The following is a 25,140-nucleotide window of genomic DNA, read 5'->3' on the forward strand; positions in this document are numbered from 1 at the left end:
CCGTATCAGTCTGTGCGCTTGTAATAAATCCCGTAGCGAGCTCCTTTTCCTGGCTTTGATCAAGCAGGCGGTCGTCATTTGCCTCGATGGTGACTATTGACTTAATTGGTCACTTGAATAAGCATGATGCATCCGCTACCGAGAGGTCGTCATGATTCAGCGCCACCGCATGTCACTCATTTTCATTGTCTTGTTGCCGTTTGCCCTGACGGCGTGCAACCAGGCCACGCCTGCCGATCCCCGCCTTCAAGTGCCCTTGGTGCGCATCGATGTGGTCCAGCCTTCTGCGCCCGCGACCCGGCAATTCACCGGTATCGTCGCGGCGCGGGTGCAGAGTGACCTGGGATTTCGGGTGCCAGGCAAAGTCCTGGAACGCCTGGTGGACGCCGGTCAGAGTGTCAAGCGCGGGCAGCCGCTCATGCGCATCGATGCCAACGACCTGAAATTAACCGCCAGGGCGCAGCAGGAGTCGGTACTGGCCGCAATGGCCCGGGCCCGCCAGGCCTCCGATGACGAGCTGCGCTACCGTGACCTGGTCTCCGTCGGCGCGGTCTCCGCCTCGGCTTACGCAGGGATCAAAGCGGCGGCCGGCTCGGCCAACGCTCAGCTCAACGCGGCCCAGGCCCAGGCTGACGTGGCAAAAAACGCGACCGGCTATTCAACGCTGCTGGCCGATGCTGACGGAGTGGTCGTGGATACCCTGGCGGAACCGGGGCAGGTGGTTGGTGCAGGGCAGGTGGTGCTGCGCGTTGCCCATTCCGGGCAGCGCGAGGCGGTGATTCAGTTACCCGAGACACTGCGTCCTGCGCTGGGCTCGGTGGCGACGGTTGCACTCTACGGGCAGAACCAGCGTGCAGGCAGCGCCCGTCTCCGGCAGTTGGCCGACTCCGCGGACCGCCAGACCCGAACCTTTGAAGCCCGTTATGTGCTGGAAGGTGCGTTCTCCAGTGCCACCCTGGGTTCAACGATCTCTGTGGCGATCGCCGACACCGATGGGGTTGATGCCAGGGAGCTGCAGGTGCCAATGGGCGCCCTTTACGATGCGGGTAAAGGCCCAGGTGTCTGGGTGGTTGGAGGAGAGCCACAGCAGGTGGCCTGGCGCCCGATCCAGGTGCGCAGCCTGAATAACGAGGGCAGTGTGCGGGTGACGGGTGATCTGCGGGTGGGGGATCGTGTCGTCGCTTTGGGCGCGCACCTTTTGAGCGAGGGCGACGAGGTCAGGACTGAGCCTGCCGGCGCCACGCAAAAAGCCGTGGTTGAGGTGAGTCGATGAGCGGCTTCAATCTCTCGGCACTGGCCGTACGCGAACGTTCAATCACCTTGTTCTTGATCCTGCTGATTTCCGTCGGTGGCTTGTTTGCCTTCTTCAAACTGGGGCGTGCGGAAGACCCTGCATTCACCATTAAACAATTGACGGTGGTCACCGCCTGGCCCGGGGCGACAGCCCAGGAGATGCAGGACCAGGTGGTGGAAAAGCTGGAAAAACGCATGCAGGAACTGCGTTGGTACGACCGGACCGAGACCTTCACCCGCCCCGGCCTGGCCTTCACCACGGTTTATCTGCTCGACAGCACGCCGCCTTCAGCCGTCCAGGAGGAGTTTTACCAGGCGCGCAAGAAAATCCTCGATGAGCAGAGGGGGTTGCCGGCCGGGGTGATCGGCCCGATGGTCAATGATGAATACTCCGACGTCACTTTCGCGCTCTACGCGCTCAAGGCCAAGGGCGAGCCGCAACGTCTGCTGGTGCGTGAAGCCGAGAGCTTGCGCCAGCGCCTGCTGCATGTGGCGGGGGTGAAGAAGGTCAACATCATCGGTGAACAGGCTGAGCGCATTTTTCTCGAGCTGTCCTATGAGCGCCTGGCAACGCTGGGCATTTCCGCTCGAGACATTTTCAGTGCGTTGAACACGCAGAACATGATCACCCCGGCGGGCTCGGTTGAAGCAAAGGGGCCGCAGGTTTTCATTCGCCTGGATGGCGCGTTCGATGATTTGCAGAAAATTCGTAATACCCCGCTGACGGTGCAGGGCAGAACCCTCAAGTTGTCCGATGTGGCTGAGGTCAAGCGCGGTTATGAAGACCCGGCGACGTTCCTGGTGCGCAACAATGGCGAGCCGGCATTGTTGCTCGGCGTGGTCATGCGCGATGGCTGGAACGGTCTCGATCTGGGCAAATCGCTGGAGGCCGAGGCGACCGCGATCAACCAGCAGATGCCGTTGGGCATGAGCCTGACCAAGGTCACGGATCAGGCGGTGAATATCGACGCATCCGTCAACGAGTTCATGGTGAAGTTCTTTGCTGCCCTGGGCGTGGTGCTGCTGGTGTGCTTTCTCAGCATGGGCTGGCGGGTCGGGGTGGTGGTGGCTGCTGCGGTCCCGCTGACCCTGGCCGCGGTGTTCATTGTCATGGCGGCCACGGGCAAGGACTTCGACCGGATTACCCTGGGCTCGCTGATACTGGCACTGGGGCTGTTGGTGGACGATGCAATCATTGCCATCGAGATGATGGTGGTGAAGATGGAGGAGGGCTATGACCGCATCAAGGCCTCCGCGTATGCCTGGAGCCATACGGCCGCGCCGATGTTGTCGGGGACGCTGGTCACGGCCATCGGCTTCATGCCCAACGGTTTCGCCAAGTCGACTGCCGGTGAGTACACCGCGAACATGTTCTGGATCGTCGGCATTGCCCTGATCACTTCCTGGGTGGTGGCCGTGGTGTTTACCCCGTACCTGGGAGTCAAGCTGCTGCCGCAGGTCAAGGTGCCTGAAGGCGGGCACGCGGCCATTTACGGGACACTCAACTACCAGCGTTTCCGACGCCTGCTGGGCGCTGTGATCCGCCGCAAAGGCTTGGTCGCGACCTCCGTGGTCGGCCTGTTTATCGTGGCAGTCCTGGGCATGGGCGTGGTCAACAAGCAGTTCTTCCCGACGTCCGACCGACCCGAGGTGCTGGTTGAAGTGCAGATGCCCTACGGCACCTCTATCGAGCAGACTGACGGAGCGGCGGCCAAGGTCGAGGCATGGTTGGCCCGGCAGCCGGAGGCCAGGATCGTCACCGCTTATATTGGCCAAGGCGCGCCGCGCTTCTACCTGGCGATGGCCCCTGAACTGCCCGATCCGTCCTTCGCAAAAATCGTCATCCTGACCGCCAATCAGCAGGAGCGTGAGGCGCTCAAGCTGCGCCTCAGACAAGCCGTGGCCGATGGTCTGGCACCTGAAGCGCGAGTGCGAGTCACGCAGTTGGTATTTGGTCCTTATTCACCCTATCCGGTGGCCTTTCGCGTGATGGGCGCCGACCCTGCGGTGTTGCGCGATATCGCCGGGCAGGTGCGTGAAGTCATGACCGCCAGTCCGCTGACGAGGACCGTCAACACCGACCTGGGTGAGCGGACACCGGCACTGCATCTCAGCCTGGATCAGGATCGCCTGCAAGCGTTCGGCCTGACCTCGAACGATGTCGCGCAACAGTTGCAGTTCCTGCTGACCGGAGTGCCTGTCACCGAAGTCCGTGAGGACATTCGTGGGGTTCAGGTGGTGGCCCGCTCCGCTGGCGAGACCCGTCTGGATCCCTCGAAAATTGCCGCCTTCACCCTGACCGGTGCCCAAGGCCAGCGCGTGTCGCTGTCCCAGGTCGGGACGGTGGATGTGCGCATGGAGGAGCCCATCCTGCGCCGTCGTGACCGGACACCGACCATCACCGTGCGGGCTGACGTGGCTGAAGGTCTGCAGCCCCCCGATGTCTCCAACGCCTTGATCACCCAGTTGCAGCCGATCATCGAAAGGCTACCGGCGGGCTACCGCATTGAAGTGGCCGGCGCGATCGAGGAGTCGGGCAAAGCGAACAAAGCTTTGCTGCCATTGTTCCCGATCATGATCGCGCTGATGTTGCTGACCATCGTCCTTCAGGTGCGCTCGATGTCGGCCATGATGATGGTGTTCGCCACTGCGCCGTTGGGCCTGATTGGCGTGGTACCCATTCTGCTGCTGTTCCAGCAGCCGTTCGGGATAAACGCCCTGGTGGGACTGATTGCCCTGTCGGGGATTCTGATGCGCAACACGCTGATCCTCATCGGCCAGATTCACTCCAACGAGCAAGCCGGCCTGTCGCCCTACAACGCTGTGGTCGAAGCCACCGTGCAGCGCGCGCGACCGGTGATTCTCACCGCGTTGGCAGCGATGCTGGCATTCATTCCGCTGACCCACTCGGTGTTCTGGGGGACGCTGGCCTACACCCTGATTGGCGGTACGTTCGCCGGCACTGTGCTGACCCTGGTGTTTCTGCCAGCGATGTACGCCCTTTGGTACAGGATCAAGCCTGAACCAGCGCCATTGCGGGGCACCTGACGCTTTTCGCCTCACGTTGAAGCAGGCGTTCTGACTGACCAAGGCCGACAGAACGCCTTCAACCCAAGCATTTCCTGCGATCCATGAAAATGCTTAGGATGCTTACGACTTGGCTTGATAGTTGCTGTCAATTTGCCATTCCCCTGTCGCGGTTGGAGAGGTAGATGTCGCTTTCAAGTCAGGCCATGCAGTTATCTTCCAGCGAAAGGCACTGGTTACCCTGGTTCGGCAAAACCGGAAAGATCGCCCTGGGTTGGTCATGCCGACTCAATCGGTCGGCTTACCCGGTGATCGAACAGACCTTTGAAGCCATTGCCCACACCCGCGTGCAGTTGCTGCACAACTGGACGCGCGAGCAATGGGAGCACCTGGCGGAGCTGGCGGAACATCTGGCTCGGGATTTTGCCCATATCGACAGTGCGTCGCTGCTGGACAAGCTCGCTCAGGCCGAAGACTTTTCCGAGCTGTTTGTCGTGGCTGCCGACGGCGCCGTCATTGCTTCAACCTGGGGCGGACGCGTCAATCATCCGCTCGGCAAAACCCGCGCCCTGGCCGAAGGGTTGAAGGCGCCGTTTCTGCACGGTCCTTACAGCGATCCATTGACCTTGCAAATCGGTCCCTCGACTTCACGTTTTCACGATGAAGTCACCCTTATGTTTTATCAGCCGCTGAAGGCTGATGGAAAAGTCCTGGGCTGCCTCTGCGGGCGCGTGCCGAACGATGTGTTGGGCGATCTGATCCAGCGCGAGGCCGGGCACATCTATGCCGAGTCCGGCGACAATTATTTGTTCATGGCGCAATCACGCTTTGATCCGGCGATCGCCCCAGGCACCGCGTTGTCGCGTTCGCGTTTCGAGGACGGCACCTTCACCCACGGCGAAAACCTGAAAAGTGGCGTGCACACGCCTTACAAGACCGTGCAGATCCAGCGGCACACTGAACTGGAGCTGCGCTTTACCGACCCGGCGACTCAGGAGTTGCACCCGGGAGTGCGCGAAACCATTCGCAAGGGTTCCAATCTGTTCGTCACCTATCCCGGTTACTCGGACTACCGGCACATCCCGGTGGTGGGCAAGGGCGTCACGTTCCAGTTGCCAGGCTCACCGGATCGCTGGGGCATGATGTGCGAGGCCGACCTGGAGGAAGTTTACCGCCGACGCTCACTCAGCTACGGCTTGATGAAACCCTATCTGGCGACCATGACCGGGCTCTTCGCCTGCAACTTCGCGGTCCAGCATTACAGCGGCCTGGCACAGGGAGTGATCGATACACTCGAGGTGCTGAGCATGGTCGGCGCCACGCTGCTGTTCAGCCTGTGGGGGCCTAAACGGCTTGCACAGCGATTGAGCGAAATGACTGGGGTGATCAGGACCATCGCCGAGGGCGAGGGCAACCTGCGTCAGCGCCTCGACACCACGCGGATGGCCAACGACGAGACCGGTGACATGGGGCGCTGGATCAACAGCTTCATCGACAATCTGGACTCGGTGGTCGGGCAAGTGGTGAAGGCCAGCAGCAACGTCGGCAGCACCAATCAGATGATGCTGGGCCGCAGTCAGGAAGCGGGTTTCACTTGCGCCGAGGTGGCCGAAGCGGTGCACCACATGATGATCATCGTCGAGGATCAATTGGGCGAGATCCAGCAAGCCTCCGCCAGCGCCGAGCAAATGAAGCAGGCCATGGACGAAGTCGTCAGCCGTGCCCGCGAGCAGTTTCTTGCCGTGCAGGCGGGCACCCAGTCGATTCGCGATGTGGTCGAGCGCTCATCTTCAAGCGTGCAGTTGCTCGACAGCCGCATGGCGCAAATCGGCAACATCACCGGGCTGATCAGCGACATTACCAACCAGACCAACCTGCTGGCACTCAATGCCGCCATCGAGGCCGCGCGCGCCGGCGAACATGGACGAGGCTTTGCCGTGGTCGCCGATGAGGTGCGCAGTCTCGCCGCACGCACCTCCCGGGCCGCCGACGATATTCGGCAGATGGTCGAAGGCTTGCAGAACGAAACGCAGAATGCCGTGAGTTTCATGAAGGAGGGCGTCACCGACGTCGATAACAGCCTGCGCCTGGCTGAAGATGCCTCCTCGGAAAATGTGCAGCTGCACCAAGCGGTGGAAAGCATGTTTGCGATCATTCAACAGCTCAACAATCGCAGCCTCGATTACGGCAAGACCATCAAACAGGTCGACCAGTCCTCCGCGCAAATGCGCCAGACGGTGGTGGTGTTGCAAGGCAGTGCCGAGACCGTGAGGCTCAATGCCAACAAACTGCAGAAGCTGGTGGGGCAGTTTGAGGTGAGTAGCAGCGGTAATGGGCGGGGGGTGGCGGCTTGAGGGGGGGATGACTTGGTCGTCATGGTCAGTTCTTGCGAAGAAGTCGCGCAGGACTCGCGACGGTCCGATGGCGACCGTCGTGAGTCCTGCGAGTGCTAATCTCTGCCTGTGTCAGGCGGTTTAATTAGCGGTTTTCAGTTGCCCCTCTTCAGTTGCCCCCGTCCGCCCAATCACCGTCAAAATCGCCAGCGCCGCAATCACCAATCCAGGCGAAGTCGCCAACAACACCCCGGTAGTCCCCGCACCGGCGGCCAGAATCTGCCCCGCAGCCAATGGACCGGCCACCGAACCCAGACGACCGATGGCTACCGCGGCGCCGACGCCGGTGGCGCGTACTGCAGTCGGGTAGGAAGGCGGCGCCAGTGCATAGAGCACCAGCTGTGCGGCCATGACGAACAAGCCTGCGGCAAAGCCGGCGATGGCCATCGGCACGATGCCCACGGCCAGGCCGACGCCTGCGAGCGCTGCCAGCAACCCGGCATACACGCCCAGTACCACTTTGGTGCCATTGCAACGGTCCAGGAGCAGGCCGCCGAGCAGTGAGCCCAGTGCGCCGCCGATGTTGAACAGCATCTGCACCATGCCCGCCTGGGGTTTGCTGAAGCCCTGGGCGATGAGCAGTGACGGCAGCCAGTTGAGCAGCATGTACATCACGGTCAGGGTGAAGAAGTAGCTCAGCCACAAGGCGAGGGTGTTGCGGGTACGGCCTTCGCCGAACAGCGCCTGGACGCTGGAGGGGCGCGAGGTGTCGGTGGTCGAGTGTTGCTGGCGGAAGGCAGTGGACTCCGGCAGCAGCAGGGCCATCAAGGGCACGATCAGCAAGGGCGCCAGGCCGCCGATGATGAAGGTGGTTTGCCAGTGTTCGCTGGAAAACATCGCCACCACCGCCGCCAGCGCACCCCCCAAAGGCACACCGCAATACATGACGCTGATGGCGGTGCCACGGTTGCGCTCACTGACGGCTTCGGCGCACAGGGCGATCAGGTTAGGCAGGGCAGCGCCCAGGCCCAGACCGGTCAGGAAGCGCACCAGCAGCAGGCTGGTGTAGCTCTCGACATAGGCGGTGCACAGGGAAAACACACCAAACAGCAGCACGGCACTGACGAGGATTTTCTTGCGACCGATGCGATCGGCGATCCAGCCGCCAAAGAATGCACCCGGCAGCAGGCCGATGATCCCGACGCTGAACACCCAGCCCATCATCTTCGGATCGAGGGCAAAGCTCTGGCGCAGCCCGGCGGCAGCTGTGCCGGCGGCTTGCAGGTCGAAACCTTCGATCAGCGCAACGATAAAGCACAAAGCGATTGTCAGCGTCGAACGACGCGATGGGCTGTCCATGGATGGAACCTCATTGTTGTTTTTGTTGTGGAGTCGAGCCGTCCCGGCGCATGGCGCACGCTGGGGCTGACTGCTGGTTAATAAGATAACAAAGATAACTAAAAAATGAAGCGGCAGAGAAAAATCCATTGGCTCGTTAAATTGCCCTTATAAATCAATGGCTAAGCGCATCAATCAGCTTATGCATGTGAAATAGATAATAATATTAATGTTCGATTATCGGTCATTCGCCATTGACAGGGCTTGTCGGCTGTTTCCATTCTCTGTCCGCGAAGCCGGCTGCACTGAGCTTCTCTGGCAGCCCCAACAACAATAAAAAATGGAAATCGAAACATGCCAAATCTCCGCACGCACGACATTGTGACGGCGCCAGCCCCTTGTGTTCCCGGCATCAGTCGCGGGCTGGTCCTGACCCTTCTCGGCTTGAGCGTACTGCCCACCCAGCTTCGCGCCACGGGCTTTATCGACGACAGCCATGGCACCCTGACCCTGCGCAATTACTACATGGACCGCCAATACAAGGACGATGGGGCCAAGTCCGCCGCGAAGGAGTGGGCCCAGGGTTTCATCATGAACATGGAGTCGGGTTTTACCGAAGGGCCGGTGGGGTTTGGCCTGGACGTGCGCGGGCTGATGGGGGTCAAGCTCGACTCCTCGCCGGATCGCAGCGGCACCGAGTTGCTGCCGGTGTCGGCCAGTGACAACCGTGCAGCAGACGAATACTCACGTCTGGCGCCGACCGGCAAGCTGCGGTTTGCCCAGACCACGGTGAAGAGCGGGGATGTGTCGATCTTCCTGCCGTTTGCCTTTGCCAGTCCCTCGCGCCTGCTGCCACAAACCTTTCGCGGCACCATCCTGAGTTCGAAAGACATCGACGGCCTGACGTTCAACACTGGCTACATCGATCGGATCAACAAGCGCAACTCCACCAACTACGAGTCGATGACGGTCGCCTCGCCCAACCGGCGCTTCAACGCCACGGCCACGACCTCGCACATGGCCTATGTGGGCGGTGATTATCAGGTCAACAAGGAACTGAGCCTGCGGGTCTATCACGCCGAGGCGGCGGACCTGTACCAGCAGGACACCTTTGCCTTGCTGCATGACCTGCCCCTGGGCGGCGGCACCCTGACCAGCGACCTGCGCAGTTTTTTCAGTCGCGAGGATGGCAGCGCCAAGGCCGGTGACGTCGATAACCGCAACCTTTCGGCGCTGTTCAGCTACCGCTATGGCGGCCACCGCCTGGGTGTCGGCTACATGCATTCCAGCGGTGACACGGCGACGCCCTACATCTCCGGGACCGAGCTGATGGGCATGAGTGAGCTGACCATGGCGTCGGACTTTCTCAATGCCAAGGAGCGCACCTGGCAGGCGATCTATGACTACGACTTCGCCGCCTCCGGCGTGCCCGGGCTGCGGGGCCGGTTGCGCTACCTGCGCGGCGACAACATCGAGTTGAAAGCCTTCAACGCCGAAGACCGCAAGGAGCGCGAGTTCCAGATGGAGCTGGGCTACGTGGTGCAAAGCGGTCCGCTGAAAAACGTCGGCCTGGTGGCGCGCAAGGCAATCTACCGCAATGACTTCCCCACTGGCGCCGCCTTCCGCGATGAAAACCAGACGCGGTTTCTGGTGACCTATACCTTGCCGATCTGGTGAGTGCGCGTGTTGCGGTGGGGCTGATGGCCCCATCGCGAGCGGGCTCGCTCCTACAGTGGGTTTGGTGTTAATCACAGAGGCTGTGGAGCTTGCAGCCCCTGTAGGCGCTGGCTTGCCAGCGAGGCGTAGGCACTGCTGGCGCAAGGCTCAAGGCCCCACAGGCCCGCTCCCACCCTTCAGATTTTCTATTCCTGATAAATCTTCTTCAGCAGCCGCAGCAGCTCGTCGCGTTCCTGGTCGTCCAGTGCCGAGGTGGCGTCGAGGTCGCTTTGGGCGGCGATCTGGTTCAGTTCCTTGAGCAGGGTCTCGCCGGTCTTGCTGAGGAATATCCCGTACGAGCGCTTGTCCGGCTTGCAGCGCACACGCACCGCCAGCGCCCGGCTCTCCAGCTTATTCAGCAGCGGTACCACCTGGGGCGGCTCGATGCTCAGGGCCCGGGCCAGGTCGGCCTGCATCAGGCCGGGGTTCTGATTGATGATCGCCAGCGCCGAGAATTGCGCGGGGCGCAGATCGTGGGCCGAGAGACGGCTGATCAGGTTCTGGAACAGTTTCAGTTGCGCACGGCGCATGGCGTAGCCGATCAGATCATTCAGCGCCGAATCCATGGGCGCCTGGGTCTCGGCGGGAGTCGACGCAGCCTCGACCGACTCGGCGAGGGGGGAGGGCTTGGCCATTGCGGGGAAGTCCTGAAGAGTGGAGGTTAACAAGACTATCTAGTTTGCCGACCTTGGCCGGTGATTGCTACGGCCAATATCGCTCGGCGCCAAGACCGACCAGTCCATCACCTGCGAGAAAATTGGTTAAATCAATTAATAGTTAATTGACATAACTAATTCGCTGCTTTAATTTCGAGTCATCTTCAAAACCCAGAACAAGAGAGCATCGCCATGAGCACATACGAAGGTCGCTGGAAAACGGTCAAGGTCGAAATCGAAGACGGCATCGCGTTTGTCATCCTCAATCGCCCGGAAAAACGCAACGCGATGAGCCCGACCCTGAACCGCGAGATGATCGATGTTCTGGAAACCCTCGAGCAGGACCCTGCCGCCGGTGTGCTGGTGCTGACCGGTGCGGGCGAAGCCTGGACCGCAGGCATGGACCTCAAGGAATACTTCCGCGAAGTGGACGCCGGCCCGGAAATCCTCCAGGAAAAAATCCGCCGCGAAGCCTCGCAATGGCAATGGAAACTGCTGCGCATGTACGCCAAGCCGACCATCGCCATGGTCAATGGCTGGTGCTTCGGCGGCGGTTTCAGCCCGCTGGTGGCCTGCGACCTGGCGATCTGCGCCGACGAAGCAACCTTCGGTCTCTCGGAAATCAACTGGGGTATCCCGCCGGGCAACCTGGTGAGCAAGGCCATGGCCGACACCGTGGGCCACCGCCAGTCGCTCTACTACATCATGACCGGCAAGACCTTCGGTGGGCAGAAAGCCGCCGAGATGGGCCTGGTCAACGAAAGCGTGCCCCTGGCGCAACTGCGCGAAGTCACCATCGAGCTGGCGCGTAACCTGCTCGAAAAAAACCCGGTGGTGCTGCGTGCCGCCAAACACGGTTTCAAACGCTGCCGCGAACTGACCTGGGAGCAGAACGAGGATTACCTGTACGCCAAGCTCGATCAGTCGCGTTTGCTGGACACCGAAGGCGGTCGCGAGCAGGGCATGAAGCAATTCCTCGACGACAAGAGCATCAAGCCTGGCCTGCAAGCGTATAAACGCTGAAGGACGACGCTGCGGGCGCATTGCGCGAAGACGAGTGCGCCCTGAAGCTGCGTTTACATCACTGCTAAGCATTCCGATAAAGACGATAAAGAGGAATCACCATGCTGGACGTGCCCCTGCTGATTGGCGGCCAGTCGTGCCCCGCGCGCGACGGTCGAACCTTCGAGCGCCGCAACCCGGTGACTGGCGAGTTGGTGTCGCGGGTTGCCGCCGCCACCCTGGAAGATGCCGACGCCGCCGTGGCCGCTGCCCAGCAAGCGTTTCCCGCGTGGGCCGCGCTGGCGCCCAATGAACGGCGCAGCCGTTTGCTCAAGGCCGCCGAACAATTGCAGGCGCGCAGCGGCGAGTTCATCGAGGCGGCGGGCGAGACCGGCGCCATGGCCAACTGGTACGGGTTCAACGTACGGCTGGCGGCCAACATGCTGCGTGAAGCGGCATCGATGACCACCCAGGTCAATGGTGAAGTGATTCCCTCGGACGTTCCCGGCAGTTTCGCCATGGCCCTGCGCCAGCCCTGTGGCGTGGTGCTGGGCATCGCCCCCTGGAACGCCCCGGTGATTCTCGCCACCCGGGCGATTGCCATGCCGCTGGCCTGTGGCAACACCGTGGTGCTGAAGGCTTCCGAGCTGAGTCCGGCGGTGCATCGCTTGATCGGCCAGGTGCTGCAGGACGCCGGCCTGGGCGATGGCGTGGTCAACGTCATCAGTAATGCGCCGGCGGATGCGGCACAGATTGTCGAGCGCCTGATTGCCAACCCGGCCGTACGCCGGGTCAATTTCACCGGTTCGACCCACGTCGGGCGCATTGTCGGCGAGCTCTCGGCGCGCCACCTCAAACCGGCGTTGCTCGAGCTGGGCGGCAAGGCACCGTTGCTGGTGCTCGACGATGCCGACCTGGAGGCTGCCGTGCAGGCGGCGGCGTTTGGCGCCTACTTCAACCAGGGACAGATCTGTATGTCCACCGAGCGCCTGATTGTCGATGCCAAAGTGGCCGACGCCTTTGTCGCCCAGTTGGCGGCCAAGGTCGAGACCCTGCGCGCCGGTGATCCTGCCGACCCGGAGTCGGTGCTCGGTTCGCTGGTGGACGCCAGCGCTGGCACGCGGATCAAAGCGTTGATCGATGATGCCGTGGCCAAGGGCGCGCGCCTGGTAATCGGCGGGCAACTGGAGGGCAGCATCTTGCAGCCGACCCTGCTCGACGGCGTCGACGCGAGCATGCGTTTGTACCGCGAAGAGTCCTTCGGCCCGGTGGCGGTGGTGCTGCGCGGCGAGGGTGATGAAGCGCTGTTGCAACTGGCCAACGACTCCGAGTTCGGTTTGTCGGCGGCGATTTTCAGTCGTGACACCGGCCGTGCCCTGGCCCTGGCCCAGCGGGTCGAATCGGGCATCTGCCACATCAACGGCCCGACCGTGCACGACGAAGCGCAAATGCCTTTTGGCGGGGTCAAGTCCAGTGGCTACGGCAGTTTTGGCGGCAAGGCATCGATTGAGCATTTCACTCAGTTGCGCTGGGTCACCCTCCAGAATGGTCCACGGCACTATCCGATCTGAACCGGCAACACGGTGGGCGGCGTCTTCCACGCAAAGCCGTCGCCCGCCAGCATCACCGAAATAACAATAACAAGGCTGCAGCCAACGGCTGCCATGCCAGCGATGAGTCACCCGAGTGTGGCTCGGTCCTGGTGTGCCTCGACGGAGAACAGGCACTTGAGTTCCGAATCCAGTTTGCAATCCCACGCCCCAGCCAGCGCTCCGCGCTATCGCCACGTGTCCATCGGTGGCGCAGCGGTCGAGGTCACGCAGCGCCACGGCGAACTGCACATGCGCTCCCTCGAACCCCTGGCCGAGATGCCCCCGCGCTTGCTAGACCGTTTGCTGCATTGGGCCCGAGTGCGTCCCGATCAGACCTTTATTGCCGCCCGCCAGGATGGCGGTGACTGGCGGCGGGTGAGTTACGCGCAGATGCTCGACAGCGTGCGTGCCATCGCCCAATCCCTGCTCGGCTACGGACTGTCGGCCGAGCGGCCGCTGGTGCTGCTGTCGGGCAATGACATCGAACATTTGCAAGTGGCCCTGGGCGCCATGTACGCCGGCATTCCCTACTGCCCGGTCTCGCCGGCTTACTCGCTGCTGTCCCAGGACTACTCCAAGCTGCGCCACGTCTGCGAACTGCTGCAACCGGGCCTGGTGTTTGTCAGTGACGCGGCCGCCTATGGCCGCGCCATCGACGCCGTGCTGCCCCAGGATACGCCGCTGATCAGCGTGCGCGGCGCGGTGGCCGGGCGTCCTCAGGTGAGTTTCGCCAGCCTGCTGGAGCAACCGGGTGGCGCCGAGGCTGAAGCCGCGTTTGCCGCCACTGGGCCAGACACCATTGCCAAGTTTCTCTTCACCTCCGGCTCGACCCGCCTGCCCAAGGCGGTGATCACCACCCAGCGCATGCTCTGCGCCAACCAGCAGATGCTGTTGCAGACCTTTCCGGTGTTCGGCGAAGAACCGCCGGTGCTGGTGGACTGGTTGCCGTGGAACCACACCTTCGGCGGCAGCCACAACCTCGGCATCGTCCTGTACAACGGCGGCAGTTTCTACCTGGATGACGGCAAGCCGACCGCCCAGGGTTTTGCCCAGACCCTGCGCAATCTCAAGGAAATCTCGCCCACCGCTTACCTGACGGTGCCCAAGGGCTGGGAAGAATTGGTCTCGGCGCTGGAGCAGGACGCTGAACTGCGCGACAGTTTTTTCAAGCGCGTCAGCCTGTTTTTCTTCGCCGCCGCCGGGCTGTCGCAAAGCATCTGGGATCGCCTCGACCGGGTCGCCGAACAGCACTGTGGCGAGCGCATCCGAATGATGGCCGGACTCGGCATGACCGAGGCCTCGCCGTCCTGCACCTTCACCACCGGGCCTTTGTCGATGGCCGGCTACATCGGCTTGCCGGCGCCGGGCTGCGAGGTACGCCTGGTACCCAAGGAAGGCAAGCTCGAAGGGCGCTTCCGTGGGCCGCACATCATGCCTGGCTACTGGCGCTCGCCGCAGCAGACCGCCGAAGTGTTCGACGAGCAGGGCTATTACTGTTCCGGTGACGCACTCAAGCTGGCCAACCCCCATGCGCCGCAACAAGGCTTGATGTTCGACGGGCGCATTGCCGAAGACTTCAAGTTGTCGTCCGGAGTTTTCGTCAGCGTTGGCCCGCTGCGCAATCGCGCGGTGCTGGAGGGCTCGCCCTATGTCCAGGACCTGGTGGTGACCGCGCCGGACCGCGAATGCCTGGGCGCCCTGGTGTTCCCGCGCCTGTACGAATGCCGCCGCCTGGCGGGGCTCGCGGCTGATGCCAGTGACGCCCAGGTACTGGCCAGCGCGCCCGTGCGCCAGTGGTTCGGTGACTGGCTGCAGCGGCTCAATCGTGACGCCAGCGGCAATGCCAGCCGCCTGGAGTGGATCGCGTTGCTCGACGAGCCGGCGTCGATTGATCGCGGAGAAATCACCGACAAAGGCTCAATCAACCAGCGGGCGGTGTTGCAGTGGCGTGCGGAGCAGGTCGAGGCGCTGTATCGCGGTGAAGAGCCCTCGATCCTGCGTGCCGGGCCACGCCCATGAGTAGCGCTGGGCAGTTTTGCGCATTCAACGATGTAGCGATTCTCGACGCGGTGCGCACGCCCTGGGTCGATGTCGGCGGGGCGCTGGCCCAGGTCTCGCCGATCGATCTGGGGATCAAGGTCGGTCGTGAGGTGCTGGCCCGTAGCGGGCTGGCGCCAGAGGCGGTCGACTCGGTGTTGGCCGGCTCCATGGCTCAGGCCAGCTTCGACGCCTACATGCTGCCACGCCATATCGGGCTCTACAGCGGCGTGCCGCAACAGGTGCCGGCACTGGCGGTGCAGCGCATCTGTGCCACCGGTTTCGAACTGCTGCGCCAGGCGGGCGAGCAGATTGGCGCGGGCGCGCAACTGGCGCTGTGCGTAGGCAGCGAATCGATGTCGCGCAACCCGATTGCCGCCTACAGCCATCGCGGCGGATTTCGTCTCGGGGCGCCGGTGGAGTTCAAGGATTTCCTCTGGGAAGCGCTCTACGACCCGGCCCCGGGACTGGACATGATCGCCACCGCAGAAAACCTCGCCCGGCGTCACGGCCTGAGCCGCGAGGCGGTGGACCGCTTCGCCCTCGACAGTCACCAGTTGGCTTTGCAGGCGCAAGGCAGCGGCTGGTTCGACGCGGAAATAGTCGCAGTGTGCAATGAAGTGTTTGAGTTGCAGGGCTATCAGCCGCGAGGCATTGCCCTGCCGCGACGCTGCGAGGCGGTCACTGCGGACAGTCACCCGCGTCCCACCGATCTGCCGGCGCTGGCCCGGCTAACGGCGATTCACCCCGAGGGCTTGCAGACCGCCGGCAACAGCTGTGCGGTGGTCGACGGCGCAGCGGCGGCGCTGGTCGGTCGCACTTGCCTGAGCGACCGTCCGCCGCTGGCGAATTTGTTGGCGACGGCGGTGGTCGGGGTAGCGCCGGAGTTCATGGGCATCGGCCCGGTTCCGGCGATCCAGTTGCTGCTGCAGCGTACCGGGCTGAGCCTGGACGCCATCGGCCTGTTCGAAATCAACGAGGCGCAGGGCGCCCAAGTGCTGGCGGTGGCTCAATCGCTGGAGCTGGAGGGCGAGCGGCTCAACCGTCGTGGTGGTTCGATTGCCCTTGGGCATCCCTTGGCCGCCACCGGCTTGCGCCTGGTGTTGACCCTGGCCCGGCAACTGCGCGAGCGAAATCTGCGTTACGGCATTGCTGCTGCCTGTGTCGGCGGCGGGCAGGGCATGGCCGTGCTGATCGAAAACCCGGATTTTCGCGGCTGAAGCATCGCGCGGTTCCTCCTATTTGATGACTCGAGGTGTGCCATGTGGCAGTACCAGGCGCCGTTGCGCGACATGCAATTTGTCTTTGAACAGTGGCTGCAGGCCCCAGAGGCCTGGCAGCAGATGCCGGCCTTCGAGGCTCTCGACTTGCCACTGGCCTGCCAGGTGCTGGAAGAGGCCGGACGCTTCAGTGCGCAGGTACTGGCGCCGCTCAACAGCAGTGGTGACCGCCAGGGGTGCCGTTTCGAGAGTGGCCAGGTGACCACGCCGGACGGTTTTGCCCAGGCCTACCAAGCCTATGTCGACGGTGGCTGGCCGGCCCTGGCCTGTGCTGAAACCTTCGGTGGCCAGGGCCTGCCGCAACTGCTCGATGCCGCCTTGCAGGAAATGCTCTACGCCAGCAACCACGCCTGGGCGATGTACACCGGAATCGCCCATGGCGCCTACCTGTGCCTCAAGACCCACGCGCCAGAGTGGATTCAGCAACGCTACCTGCCGTCGATTGTCAGCGGCGAAACGCTGCCGACCATGTGCCTGACCGAACCTCAGGCCGGCAGTGATGTTGGCCTGCTGCGTTGTCGCGCCGAACTCCAGGACGACGGCAGTTATCGATTGAGCGGCAGCAAGCTGTTCATCTCCGGCGGGGAACATGACCTGACCGAGGACATCCTGCACCTGGTGCTGGCGCGCTTGCCCGGAGCACCCACCGGGAGTCGGGGCGTGTCGCTGTTCCTGGTGCCCAAGCGTCTGGATGGCGGATTGAGCAATGCCGTGCGCTGCGATGGCATCGAACACAAGATGGGCATCAAGGGCAGTGCCACCTGTTCGCTGGTGTTCGACGGTGCTCAAGGCTGGCTGATCGGCGAGGCCAATCGCGGTTTGGCGGCGATGTTCGTGATGATGAACTCGGCGCGCTTGCATGTCGGCCTGCAGGGCCTGGGGCATGCCGAGTCGGCGTCACAGAACGCCTCTGCCTATGCGCTGGAACGCAAGCAAATGCGTGCGCCCGCTCGCCCGGTCGGAGTCGAAGCCGAAGTGGCCGACCCCATTCATTTTCATCCGGCCATGCGCCGGGTGTTGCTGGAACTGAGGGCCTATGCCGAGGGCATGCGTGCGGTCGGTTACTGGGCGGCGCATTTGTTGGATCAGTCCGAGCAGGCCGAGGATCTGCCCACTCGCCAGCGCGCCTTGCAACTGGCGGAGCTGCTGACGCCGGTGATCAAGGCGTTCTTCACCGAGCAGGGTTTTCGCCTGGCCAGCAACGCCTTGCAGGTGTTCGGTGGCTACGGCTACGTCAGCGAGTTCGCCATCGAACAGACCCTGCGCGACAGCCGGATCGCGATGATTTACGAGGGCAGCAACGAAATCCAGGCCAATGACCTGCTGCTGCGCAAAGTGCTGGGGGATGAAGGTCGCGCCTTTGGCCAACTGTTGGCGGTCATGCGCGAAGAGGCCGAGCTGGCCTGTAACGACACCCGCTTTGGTGCTGAGTTGGTGCAGTTGTGCGACAAACTCGAGACAGTGCAACTTGAGATAGGGGACCTCGCCGTCACGGAGCGCGAATACCCGTATCGAGCCGCTGGCGATTTCCTGCGCCTGTGTGGCGTGGCGCTGTTGGGGTTTTCCTGGGCGAGAGCGGCACGGGTGTCTCGCCTGTTACCTGACAGCGATCCACTGCGTGCCAACAAACTGGAAACCGCGCGTTTCTTCTTTGCCTACCTGCTGCCAGAAGCCGATCAACGCCTCGCAGCCATTCGGGCGGCGAGAGCGCCGTTGCCGTTTTTGATCTGAAAAAACGCCCGCCAGGCCCAATGTGGCTCGCTCCCACAAACAGCGCGAACCACATCGAGCCACCGCCGCCACGCCAGTTGTACAGGCCGAATTCCTGTCCAGGGTTGGCCCATAACCCCATTTGAACACCTGCCAGGCGTTGTCTACCGCCTGAACGTGTTCCCGATCAGCCTGCCGCCGTTGCGTGAGCGGCGCGAAGATATTCCGTTGCTGATGAGCTACTTTCTGCGTCACTTCAGTCAGCGCCATGGGCGGCGTTTGGCGGGGTTCAGCACAAGGTTGGTGAATGCGCTGCTGACCTATCGGTTTCCCGGCAACATTCGCGAGTTGCAGAACCTGATCGAGCGCGGAGTGATCTGCGCTGGCGACGGGGAGGTCATCGATATCGTGCACCTGGCCGAGATCGGCGCGCCGCTGATGGACTCGGCGATCGGCCTGACCCCGGAGGGGCGTTTATCGGCGGGCGAACCCCGCGCCGACGCTGCACCGACTCCAGCGCCCGTCGCCGACCGGGTATCGGGCGATCCGCTGTTGGAGGGGTTGCAGGCTTTCGTCTCCGGACGCCAGCGGACCCTCAACCAGCCCCTGGCAGAAATCGAACTGCACCTGGTGCGCCTGGCAATGGAGCGCACCGGCGGCAATATCACCGCCGCCGCGCAAATGCTCGGCATGAGCCGCGCCCAGGTCAGGTATCGGCTCAAGGGCAACTGACACCGGGCGCTCCGCTGCTGGCGATGAAGTCGATGCGGTTTGTCCTGGAACGAAGTGCCTCAATAAACCTGCGGCACGATGATGTCCGGTGGGGTGGGGCTGCGGGAATAGTCTTCCTGGCGCAGACGCTGCGGCAGCTCGATGCGGGCCTGTTCGACTTCTTCATAAGGCATCTGCGCGAGCAGGTGGCTGATGCAGTTGAGCCGGGCCTTTTTCTTGTCGTCGGCCTGCACCACCCACCAGGGCGCTTCGCTGATGTGGGTGCGTTCGAGCATGATTTCCTTGGCCTTGGTATAGGCCTCCCAGCGGCGCCGTGACTCCAGGTCCATCGGGCTGAGCTTCCATTGCTTGAGCGGGTCGTGAATGCGGCTGAGAAAACGCAGGTGCTGTTCCTGGTCGGAAATCGAGAACCAGTACTTGATCAACTGAATGCCGGAGCGCGCCAGCATCCGCTCGAATTCCGGCACGCTGCGGAAAAATTCTTCGTACTGTTCCTCGTTGCAAAAGCCCATCACCTGCTCGACACCGGCGCGGTTGTACCAGCTGCGGTCGAACAGGACGATCTCGCCGGCGGCGGGCAGGTGCGAGACATAGCGCTGGAAATACCACTGGGTGCGCTCGCGGTCACTCGGCGCGGGAAGCGCCGCGACCCGGCAGACCCGTGGATTAAGACGCTGGGTGATGCGCTTGATCACGCCCCCTTTGCCAGCGGCATCGCGGCCTTCGAACAGAATCACCACCTTGTGCCCGGTCTTCACCACCCAGCTTTGCAACTTGACCAACTCGCCCTGCAAACGGAACAACTCGCTGAAGTAACGACGGCGCTCGGCCTTGGCCGGGGTATCGCCCGGTTGATCCGCGAACAGCGAAGCCAGGTCGTGATCGTCTTCCAGCAACTCCAGTTCCAGCTCTTCGTCACTGTGGTCGAGCAACTCGCGGTGGATGCGATGCATCAGGGTGTCGTTGGTTAACAGCATGTTCAAGGCTCCCGACCCGATTGGAAGCCCCGATGCTAGCCCCGCGACTGTGACGTTCTGGTGACGAAACGGCTGTCAGAAAAATTTCCAATGTCATCCTGATGTCATCTACCCCGTGCAGGATCGCCAAAACCGGTTTTTTGCCCTCGGCGGACGAAGTTGCCAGGAGTTCCTCACGTGAAAGAAGACGCATCGCTATTCGCCGCTATCGACCTGGGCTCCAATGCGTTTCGCCTGATGATTGGCCAGTCGGTCAAGCGCAACCAGCGCCTGATGATCCAGGAAGTCAAAACCCTGCGTGAGCCGGTGCGCCTGGCAGAAGGTCTGCAGGCCGGTGCCCTGGACGAAATGGCCCTGGACCGCGGTTGGCAGGCGCTCGCCCGGTTCGGCAAGAAGCTGCGCGGATTCGAGGCCGGGCGAGTGCGCGCGGTGGCCACCAGCGCCGTGCGCGAAGCCAGCAACGCACGGCTGTTTCTCGCCCACGCCGAGCGCCACCTGGGCTTTGCGATCGACGTCATTTCCGGTCAGGAGGAGGCGCACCTGGTGTATGCCGGGGTGGCGCACCGCACGCCGGGCACCGAGTGCCGGCGGTTGGTGGTGGACATTGGCGGCGGCTCCACCGAATTGATCCTCGGCCGCGGCGATCAGCCCCTGGTCACCGAAAGCATCGCCATTGGCAGCGGCACCTTCGGCGCACGGTATTTCCAGGGCGGCGCTATCAGCGCTGAAGCCTTGATCGAAGCCGAGCGTGTCGCCACCCTGCAGTTCGAGCGGATTGCCGGTCGCTATCGAAAACTGGGCTGGAACCAGGCGATAGGCTCCTCGGGCACCGCGCGGATGCTGGCCAAGGTCCTCAAGGCCAACGGCCTGAACGACGACGGCAAAGGCGGCATTACCTATGTCGGCCTGCTGCGCCTGTTGTTGCGCCTGCTGGAGGCGGGCCATGTCAGTCAGCTCAGGCTCGCCGGCCTACCCAGCCATCGCCTGAGCATCCTGCCCGGCGGACTGACCCTGATGCTGGCCGCGTTCAAGGTGTTCGGGGTTTCCCACATGACCGCCTCCGAGCCGGGTCTGCGCTTTGGCGTGTTGCATGGGCTGATGAGCAGTCGCTGATCAGCGCCCGCAATCACCGGCCCATGAGCAACCCGGAAAAACTGCTAACGTAAAGTGACCAAACATCAAAAGGATGGCCGCCATGCGTTACACCCTGTTCGACAATCAGAGAGACGTCATCATCCTGCTTGCGCGCATTTTGTTGATGATCCTGTTCATCATGTCCGGCTGGAGCAAGATGACCGGCTTCGAAGGCACGGTGGGCTACATGGCGTCACTCGGCGCGCCGATGCCACCGGTGGCGGCAGCGATTGCGGTGATCATGGAGTTTTTCGTGGCGATCCTGCTGGTGCTGGGCTTCTACACCCGACCACTGGCGTTCCTCATGGCCTTGTTCGTCCTCGGCACCGCGCTGATCGGGCATAGCTTCTGGACCATGGAAGATGCCCAGCGCGCCGCCAACACCACGCAATTTTTCAAGAACCTGAGCATTGTCGGCGGCATGCTGCTGTTGAGTGTTACCGGTGCCGGGCGCTTCTCGGTGGATGGTCGCTGAGCAGGGCCGCGTTCCCTTGACTCGGCAGGGGCATGGCCGCATCGCCGGCCTGTCCCTGCTGCCCCCCACGCATCGACTCAGCGCACCAGGCTCAACGGCGTACGCGGAGTGCTGACTTCCTCTTCATGGCACGTTCGATCGGGATTGTGGCTGTACGGCCAGGCGAACGGCGCGTTCTTCCAGGTGGGCAATGATGGTCCTGTGGATACTGCCCTGCCAGGCCTGTTGGGCACTCCCTGTTGGCTGGCCCTGAGCGTTGAGCACGTTGGTATCGACCATCTTGAATCTGGCTTGCATGGGGCCGCTCCAGTCGTTCGGTGAAGCGTCACCAATAAAGGCATATTGCCACTCTTTCAAGTGGCTCTCGGCAGCTGTGCGAGTTTTTCGATAACTTGACCGAAATCAACCGGATAAGTTGATCGGGCGGGTACGCTGCAAGGGCAGTTGGCGAACCCTTTGCGCCGAAACCAGGGCGAGAATCCCATGCTCTATCCACTGTTGTTGACCCTGCACCTGTTCGCCGCGCTGGTGTTCATCGGCACGGTGTTCTTCGAGGTGCTGTTCCTCGAATCCATCCGCAAGCAGTTGCCGGCCAAGGTCATGTTGCTGGTCGAACAGGGTATCGGCCGTCGTGCCCGGACCTTGATGCCCTGGGTGTTGCTGGTGCTGTTCGGGGCCGGGCTGGGGATGGTCTGGCTGCGTTACCTGCCAATCCTCAGCGCACCGTTGGCGAGCTCGTTCGGCACCTTGCTGCTGCTCAAGATCGTCCTCGCCGGCAGCGTGCTCCTGCACTTTCTCGGCGCCATGCTGTTGTTCAGGACCGAGCGCATGACCGCCCGCTACTCGCATTTCATCCATACCAGCCTGTTCTGCCACATGGTCGCGATCGTCCTGTTGGCCAAGGGCATGTTCTACCTGAGCTGGTGAGCGCCGGTGGTCGCTCCGGCCAGCAGCACTTGCACCGTGCTTGATGCAAATCAAGGAGCGATCTGCGTCGGGCCGCGACACTGTTGACCTGCAGCCAGTCGTGGAGACCCGTCATGCGCACCCTTTTTCATCTCCCTGATCAACCGAGCAGCCGTTGCGATCACGGCGTGCTCGACCTCGGCGGCCATGTCGACACGGCCCGGTTTCACGCGGGCATTGGCTCGCTGGATCTGTTGCGGGCGCTGCGGGTGAGCCGGCACAAATGCCGTCCGCTGGCGTTGAACGTGCAACTGCCGGCGCAATGGACGGGCGACCCGTACCTGCCGCGCCTGCTGCACGAGATCGACCTGGTGGCCTGTCACCTCGGGGCGGGGCGCCGGGTCGAGCAGTTTCAGCTGAGTGGCGGTACCCCGGCGCTGGCCGATCTGCGCCGGCTGATGAACCGCCTGCATCAGCGCTTCAATTTCCTCGAACACGATTGCGGTGACTACAGCATCGAGGTCGACCTGCGCCACACCAACTGGTCGACCATGGGCGCCCTGCGTGACCTCGGCTTCAACCATGTCAGTATCGGCGTACCCGACCTCGGTGGAGAGACCGCGCCGAAGTTGGCCAACCACCAGAATCCGGCGCCGATCCATTCGCTGATCGATGCCGCGCGCACCTTTGGTTTTCGCTCGGTCAACGTCGACCTGGGGTTCGGTCACGCCTGGCAGACCACCGAGAGTTTTGCGCAGAAACTGGCGAGCCTGCTCGAACTGGAGCCGGACCGCCTGCTGGTGTTCGATTATGCCCGGCCACCGCAGCGCTACCGGTCCGGTGCAGCGGATCCGCAACGGGCGTTCTGCAACGAACAGGACAAGGCCGCGATGCGGCGCCTCTGTTTCGAGCAATTGGCCGATGCCGGCTATCACTATCTTGGCCTCGGGCAGTTCGTGCGCCCCGACGACGATCTGGCGATCGCCCAGGAGCGCGGGCGGCTGCGACGCCATTGCGAGGGGTTCACCCGCCACGGTTATTGCGACAACATCGGCCTGGGCCTCGGCGCGATCAGTCAGATCGAAGACCTGTATGCGCAAAATATCGATCAACCGAAGCGCTACCAACAGCTGCTGGACATGGACCAGTTGCCCACCTGTCGCGGCTGGCGCTGCGAGGCCGGCAGCCAGATCAGCCACATGGTCGTGGAGCGCCTGGCCTGTGACCTGGAACTGGATATCGCGGCACTCGAGGCGCGTTACGGTCTGGTGTTCCGCCAATACTTCTGCGATGCCTGGCCTATGCTGGAGCAATTGCAGCGCAACGGCCTGATCGAATTGTCCGAGCGCTTCATCAGCATTCTCCCGGCCGGTCGACCGCAGCTGGATGCCATCTGCAACCTGTTTCAACAACCTGTGGGCGCTGCACAACCTGACTCGCACAGCGAGTGGATAAACCATGACCCGTTCATTTGATTTCAATCGCGCCCTGGTGCAGAAGTACGACCTGCCGGGGCCGCGCTACACCTCCTACCCGACCGCGCCGCAGTTTCACCAGGCGTTCGCCGTCGACGACTATCAGCAGGCCGCTGCCTCCAGCAACCGGGTCGCGACGCCGAAACCGCTGTCGCTGTACATCCACATCCCGTTCTGCAAGAGCCTCTGTTACTACTGCGCCTGCAACAAGATCATCACCCAGAAGACCCATCGCGCGGTCGAGTACCTGAGCTACCTCAAGCGCGAAATCGCCATGCAGGCGGCCTTGTTCGATCGCTCGCGAACCCTCACCCAACTGCACCTGGGCGGCGGCACGCCGACCTACCTGACCCGTGAGCAACTGGCCGACTTGATGGACTGCCTGCACCAGGCCTTCGTCATGGACGACAGCGACAACCATGAGTTCTCCATCGAAGTCGACCCGCGCACCATCGACACCGAGCAGATCCAGGCCCTGCGCGGCCTGGGCTTCAATCGCCTGAGCTTTGGCGTGCAGGACTTCGATCCGGATGTGCAGGCGGCGGTCAATCGGGTGCAAAGCGAGGAGCAGATTTATGCGCTGGTGGCGGCGGCACGCGCTGCCCGATTCAAGTCGGTCAGCGTCGACCTGATCTACGGCCTGCCGTTGCAGACCCAAGACAGTTTCGCCGTGACCCTGGACAAGATCATCGCCCTGCGCCCGGACCGCATCGCCGCCTACAGCTACGCGCACTTGCCGCAGATGGTCCGCGCACAACGGCTGATCCGTCCGGCCGACATGCCACCGCCGGAGCGCAAGCTGCAGTTGCTGGAGCTGACCATCCGCCGCCTGACCGAGGCCGGCTACGTATACATCGGCATGGACCACTTCGCCCTGCCGGACGACGAGCTGGCGCTGGCCCGGGCCAACGGCAGCCTGCAGCGCAATTTCCAGGGCTATTCGACCCACGCCGACTGCGACCTGATCGGCCTCGGCGTGTCGTCCATCGGCAAGGTCGGCGACAGCTACAGCCAGAGTGTCAAGGAGCTTTCGCAGTACTACGCGCGGCTCGACCAGGGCCTGTTGCCGGTACATCGCGGCTATCGCTTGAGCGAGGACGACCGGCTGCGCCGCGAAGTGATCAGCGACCTGATGTGCCATGGCCGCATCGACTTCGGTAAATTCGAGGCGCGCTACGGCATTGACTTCAACGAGTATTTTGCCGACGCGCTGGCGCAACTGCGCGAGCACGTGCGCGACGAGCTGCTGGAGATTCACCCGGACCGCTTGCTGCTGTTGCCCGCCGGCTACTTGATGATGCGCAGCGTGGCCATGGCCTTTGACGCCTACCTGGGCGGCGAGCAGAAGGGCAATTTTTCGCGCACCGTTTGAGGCCTTGCAGGCAAGCTTGACCGCGATCAAGTTTGCCCGAGGTTCCGCTGGCAGCGACTCGCCAGGGGCCGTAGCGTGGTGGCCA

The 25,140-nt window shown here is 62.7% G+C and carries 18 protein-coding genes and 1 pseudogene; 15 read left to right on the forward strand and 4 right to left on the reverse strand.

What is annotated here, in order from left to right; all coding sequences use genetic code 11:
• Positions 1 to 151: 151 nt before the first annotated feature.
• The 3 genes from NR126_RS25880 to NR126_RS29100 all read left to right on the forward strand — a co-directional run bounded on the left by NR126_RS25880 (position 152) and on the right by NR126_RS29100 (position 6,674).
• The gene (locus NR126_RS25880; RefSeq protein ID WP_256832273.1) at positions 152 to 1,273 is read left to right on the forward strand and encodes an efflux RND transporter periplasmic adaptor subunit; all 1,122 of its coding nucleotides are present in this window, start codon (positions 152 to 154) and stop codon (positions 1,271 to 1,273) included.
• Positions 1,270 to 4,341: an efflux RND transporter permease subunit gene (locus NR126_RS25885; protein WP_256832274.1), complete on the forward strand. Its 3,072-nt coding sequence runs from the start codon at positions 1,270 to 1,272 to the stop codon at positions 4,339 to 4,341. The genes NR126_RS25880 and NR126_RS25885 overlap by 4 nt, the downstream gene beginning before the upstream one ends.
• Before the next feature lie 1,679 nt (positions 4,342 to 6,020).
• The gene (locus NR126_RS29100) at positions 6,021 to 6,674 is read left to right on the forward strand and encodes a methyl-accepting chemotaxis protein (protein ID WP_371321452.1); all 654 of its coding nucleotides are present in this window, start codon (positions 6,021 to 6,023) and stop codon (positions 6,672 to 6,674) included.
• Between the two features lie 120 nt (positions 6,675 to 6,794).
• Here the strand turns inward: NR126_RS29100 and mhpT are convergent, their stop codons facing one another.
• Complete coding sequence (mhpT, locus tag NR126_RS25895; RefSeq protein WP_027620480.1) at positions 6,795 to 8,012, reverse strand: 3-(3-hydroxy-phenyl)propionate transporter MhpT; 1,218 nt, start codon at positions 8,010 to 8,012, stop codon at positions 6,795 to 6,797.
• Between the two features lie 333 nt (positions 8,013 to 8,345).
• On the opposite strand from mhpT, the gene NR126_RS25900 reads away from it, so the two are divergent.
• Entirely contained in the window at positions 8,346 to 9,668 is a 1,323-nt protein-coding gene (locus NR126_RS25900; RefSeq protein ID WP_256832276.1) for an OprD family porin, read from the forward strand.
• Between the two features lie 185 nt (positions 9,669 to 9,853).
• On the opposite strand, the gene NR126_RS25905 is transcribed toward NR126_RS25900, so the two are convergent.
• A complete protein-coding gene (locus tag NR126_RS25905) occupies positions 9,854 to 10,342 on the reverse strand; it encodes a MarR family winged helix-turn-helix transcriptional regulator (protein WP_027620478.1) in 489 nt (162 codons plus the stop codon).
• A 213-nt stretch (positions 10,343 to 10,555) separates the two neighbouring features.
• Between NR126_RS25905 and NR126_RS25910 the strand changes: the two genes are divergently transcribed.
• The 6 genes and pseudogenes from NR126_RS25910 to NR126_RS25935 all read left to right on the forward strand — a co-directional run.
• Positions 10,556 to 11,386, forward strand: coding sequence for a p-hydroxycinnamoyl CoA hydratase/lyase (locus NR126_RS25910; RefSeq protein WP_027620477.1), 831 nt, complete (start codon positions 10,556 to 10,558; stop codon positions 11,384 to 11,386).
• 101 nt (positions 11,387 to 11,487) lie between these two features.
• Positions 11,488 to 12,936: an aldehyde dehydrogenase gene (locus tag NR126_RS25915; RefSeq protein WP_027620476.1), complete on the forward strand. Its 1,449-nt coding sequence runs from the start codon at positions 11,488 to 11,490 to the stop codon at positions 12,934 to 12,936.
• Positions 12,937 to 13,092: 156 nt separating this feature from the next.
• Entirely contained in the window at positions 13,093 to 14,976 is a 1,884-nt protein-coding gene (locus NR126_RS25920) for a feruloyl-CoA synthase (RefSeq protein ID WP_256832277.1), read from the forward strand.
• Positions 14,973 to 16,214, forward strand: coding sequence for a thiolase family protein (locus NR126_RS25925; RefSeq protein ID WP_256832278.1), 1,242 nt, complete (start codon positions 14,973 to 14,975; stop codon positions 16,212 to 16,214). Before NR126_RS25920 ends, NR126_RS25925 begins: the two co-directional genes overlap by 4 nt.
• A 42-nt stretch (positions 16,215 to 16,256) precedes the next feature.
• A complete protein-coding gene (locus NR126_RS25930) occupies positions 16,257 to 18,005 on the forward strand; it encodes an acyl-CoA dehydrogenase family protein (RefSeq protein ID WP_256832279.1) in 1,749 nt (582 codons plus the stop codon).
• Between the two features lie 144 nt (positions 18,006 to 18,149).
• A pseudogene (locus tag NR126_RS25935) lies at positions 18,150 to 18,716 on the forward strand (helix-turn-helix domain-containing protein); the annotation flags it as partial.
• Between the two features lie 59 nt (positions 18,717 to 18,775).
• Here the strand turns inward: NR126_RS25935 and ppk2 are convergent.
• A complete protein-coding gene (ppk2, locus tag NR126_RS25940) occupies positions 18,776 to 19,693 on the reverse strand; it encodes a polyphosphate kinase 2 (RefSeq protein ID WP_105755683.1) in 918 nt (305 codons plus the stop codon).
• Between the two features lie 177 nt (positions 19,694 to 19,870).
• Here ppk2 and NR126_RS25945 point away from each other — a divergent pair, with 177 nt between their 5' ends.
• Positions 19,871 to 20,806, forward strand: a complete 936-nt coding sequence (locus NR126_RS25945; RefSeq protein WP_105755682.1) for a phosphatase — start codon at positions 19,871 to 19,873, stop codon at positions 20,804 to 20,806.
• An 82-nt stretch (positions 20,807 to 20,888) separates the two neighbouring features.
• A complete protein-coding gene (locus tag NR126_RS25950) occupies positions 20,889 to 21,302 on the forward strand; it encodes a DoxX family protein (RefSeq protein ID WP_027620469.1) in 414 nt (137 codons plus the stop codon).
• A gap of 123 nt (positions 21,303 to 21,425) precedes the next feature.
• On the opposite strand, the gene NR126_RS25955 is transcribed toward NR126_RS25950, so the two are convergent.
• Positions 21,426 to 21,599, reverse strand: coding sequence for a hypothetical protein (locus NR126_RS25955; RefSeq protein ID WP_155953826.1), 174 nt, complete (start codon positions 21,597 to 21,599; stop codon positions 21,426 to 21,428).
• Positions 21,600 to 21,785: 186 nt separating this feature from the next.
• Between NR126_RS25955 and NR126_RS25960 the strand changes: the two genes are divergently transcribed.
• The 3 genes from NR126_RS25960 (at position 21,786) to hemN (ending at position 25,055) form a co-directional block, all read left to right on the forward strand.
• Positions 21,786 to 22,229: a CopD family copper resistance protein gene (locus tag NR126_RS25960; RefSeq protein ID WP_105755680.1), complete on the forward strand. Its 444-nt coding sequence runs from the start codon at positions 21,786 to 21,788 to the stop codon at positions 22,227 to 22,229.
• 113 nt (positions 22,230 to 22,342) lie between these two features.
• Entirely contained in the window at positions 22,343 to 23,683 is a 1,341-nt protein-coding gene (locus NR126_RS25965) for a coproporphyrinogen III oxidase (RefSeq protein WP_256832280.1), read from the forward strand.
• Positions 23,667 to 25,055 carry an oxygen-independent coproporphyrinogen III oxidase gene (gene hemN, locus NR126_RS25970; RefSeq protein ID WP_256832281.1) on the forward strand — a complete coding sequence of 463 codons (1,389 nt, stop codon included), beginning with the start codon at positions 23,667 to 23,669 and terminating at the stop codon, positions 25,053 to 25,055. The genes NR126_RS25965 and hemN overlap by 17 nt, the downstream gene beginning before the upstream one ends.
• Positions 25,056 to 25,140 lie beyond the last annotated feature (85 nt).

It is taken from the genome of Pseudomonas sp. Pse1 (genome assembly GCF_024519635.1).
In the GTDB taxonomy this organism is placed as follows: Bacteria; Pseudomonadota; Gammaproteobacteria; order Pseudomonadales; family Pseudomonadaceae; genus Aquipseudomonas.

Coding starts and splice junctions, on each gene's coding strand:
- NR126_RS25960 (WP_105755680.1), top strand. CDS start 21,786: ATGCTCTATCCACTGTTGTTGACCCTGCACCTGTTCGCCGCGCTGGTG.
- NR126_RS25885 (WP_256832274.1), top strand. CDS start 1,270: ATGAGCGGCTTCAATCTCTCGGCACTGGCCGTACGCGAACGTTCAATC.
- NR126_RS25955 (WP_155953826.1), bottom strand. CDS start 21,599: ATGCAAGCCAGATTCAAGATGGTCGATACCAACGTGCTCAACGCTCAG.
- NR126_RS25950 (WP_027620469.1), top strand. CDS start 20,889: ATGCGTTACACCCTGTTCGACAATCAGAGAGACGTCATCATCCTGCTT.
- ppk2 (WP_105755683.1), bottom strand. CDS start 19,693: ATGCTGTTAACCAACGACACCCTGATGCATCGCATCCACCGCGAGTTG.
- NR126_RS25925 (WP_256832278.1), top strand. CDS start 14,973: ATGAGTAGCGCTGGGCAGTTTTGCGCATTCAACGATGTAGCGATTCTC.
- NR126_RS25900 (WP_256832276.1), top strand. CDS start 8,346: ATGCCAAATCTCCGCACGCACGACATTGTGACGGCGCCAGCCCCTTGT.
- NR126_RS25905 (WP_027620478.1), bottom strand. CDS start 10,342: ATGGCCAAGCCCTCCCCCCTCGCCGAGTCGGTCGAGGCTGCGTCGACT.
- NR126_RS25880 (WP_256832273.1), top strand. CDS start 152: ATGATTCAGCGCCACCGCATGTCACTCATTTTCATTGTCTTGTTGCCG.
- mhpT (WP_027620480.1), bottom strand. CDS start 8,012: ATGGACAGCCCATCGCGTCGTTCGACGCTGACAATCGCTTTGTGCTTT.
- NR126_RS25930 (WP_256832279.1), top strand. CDS start 16,257: ATGTGGCAGTACCAGGCGCCGTTGCGCGACATGCAATTTGTCTTTGAA.
- hemN (WP_256832281.1), top strand. CDS start 23,667: ATGACCCGTTCATTTGATTTCAATCGCGCCCTGGTGCAGAAGTACGAC.
- NR126_RS25910 (WP_027620477.1), top strand. CDS start 10,556: ATGAGCACATACGAAGGTCGCTGGAAAACGGTCAAGGTCGAAATCGAA.
- NR126_RS25965 (WP_256832280.1), top strand. CDS start 22,343: ATGCGCACCCTTTTTCATCTCCCTGATCAACCGAGCAGCCGTTGCGAT.
- NR126_RS29100 (WP_371321452.1), top strand. CDS start 6,021: ATGGACGAAGTCGTCAGCCGTGCCCGCGAGCAGTTTCTTGCCGTGCAG.
- NR126_RS25915 (WP_027620476.1), top strand. CDS start 11,488: ATGCTGGACGTGCCCCTGCTGATTGGCGGCCAGTCGTGCCCCGCGCGC.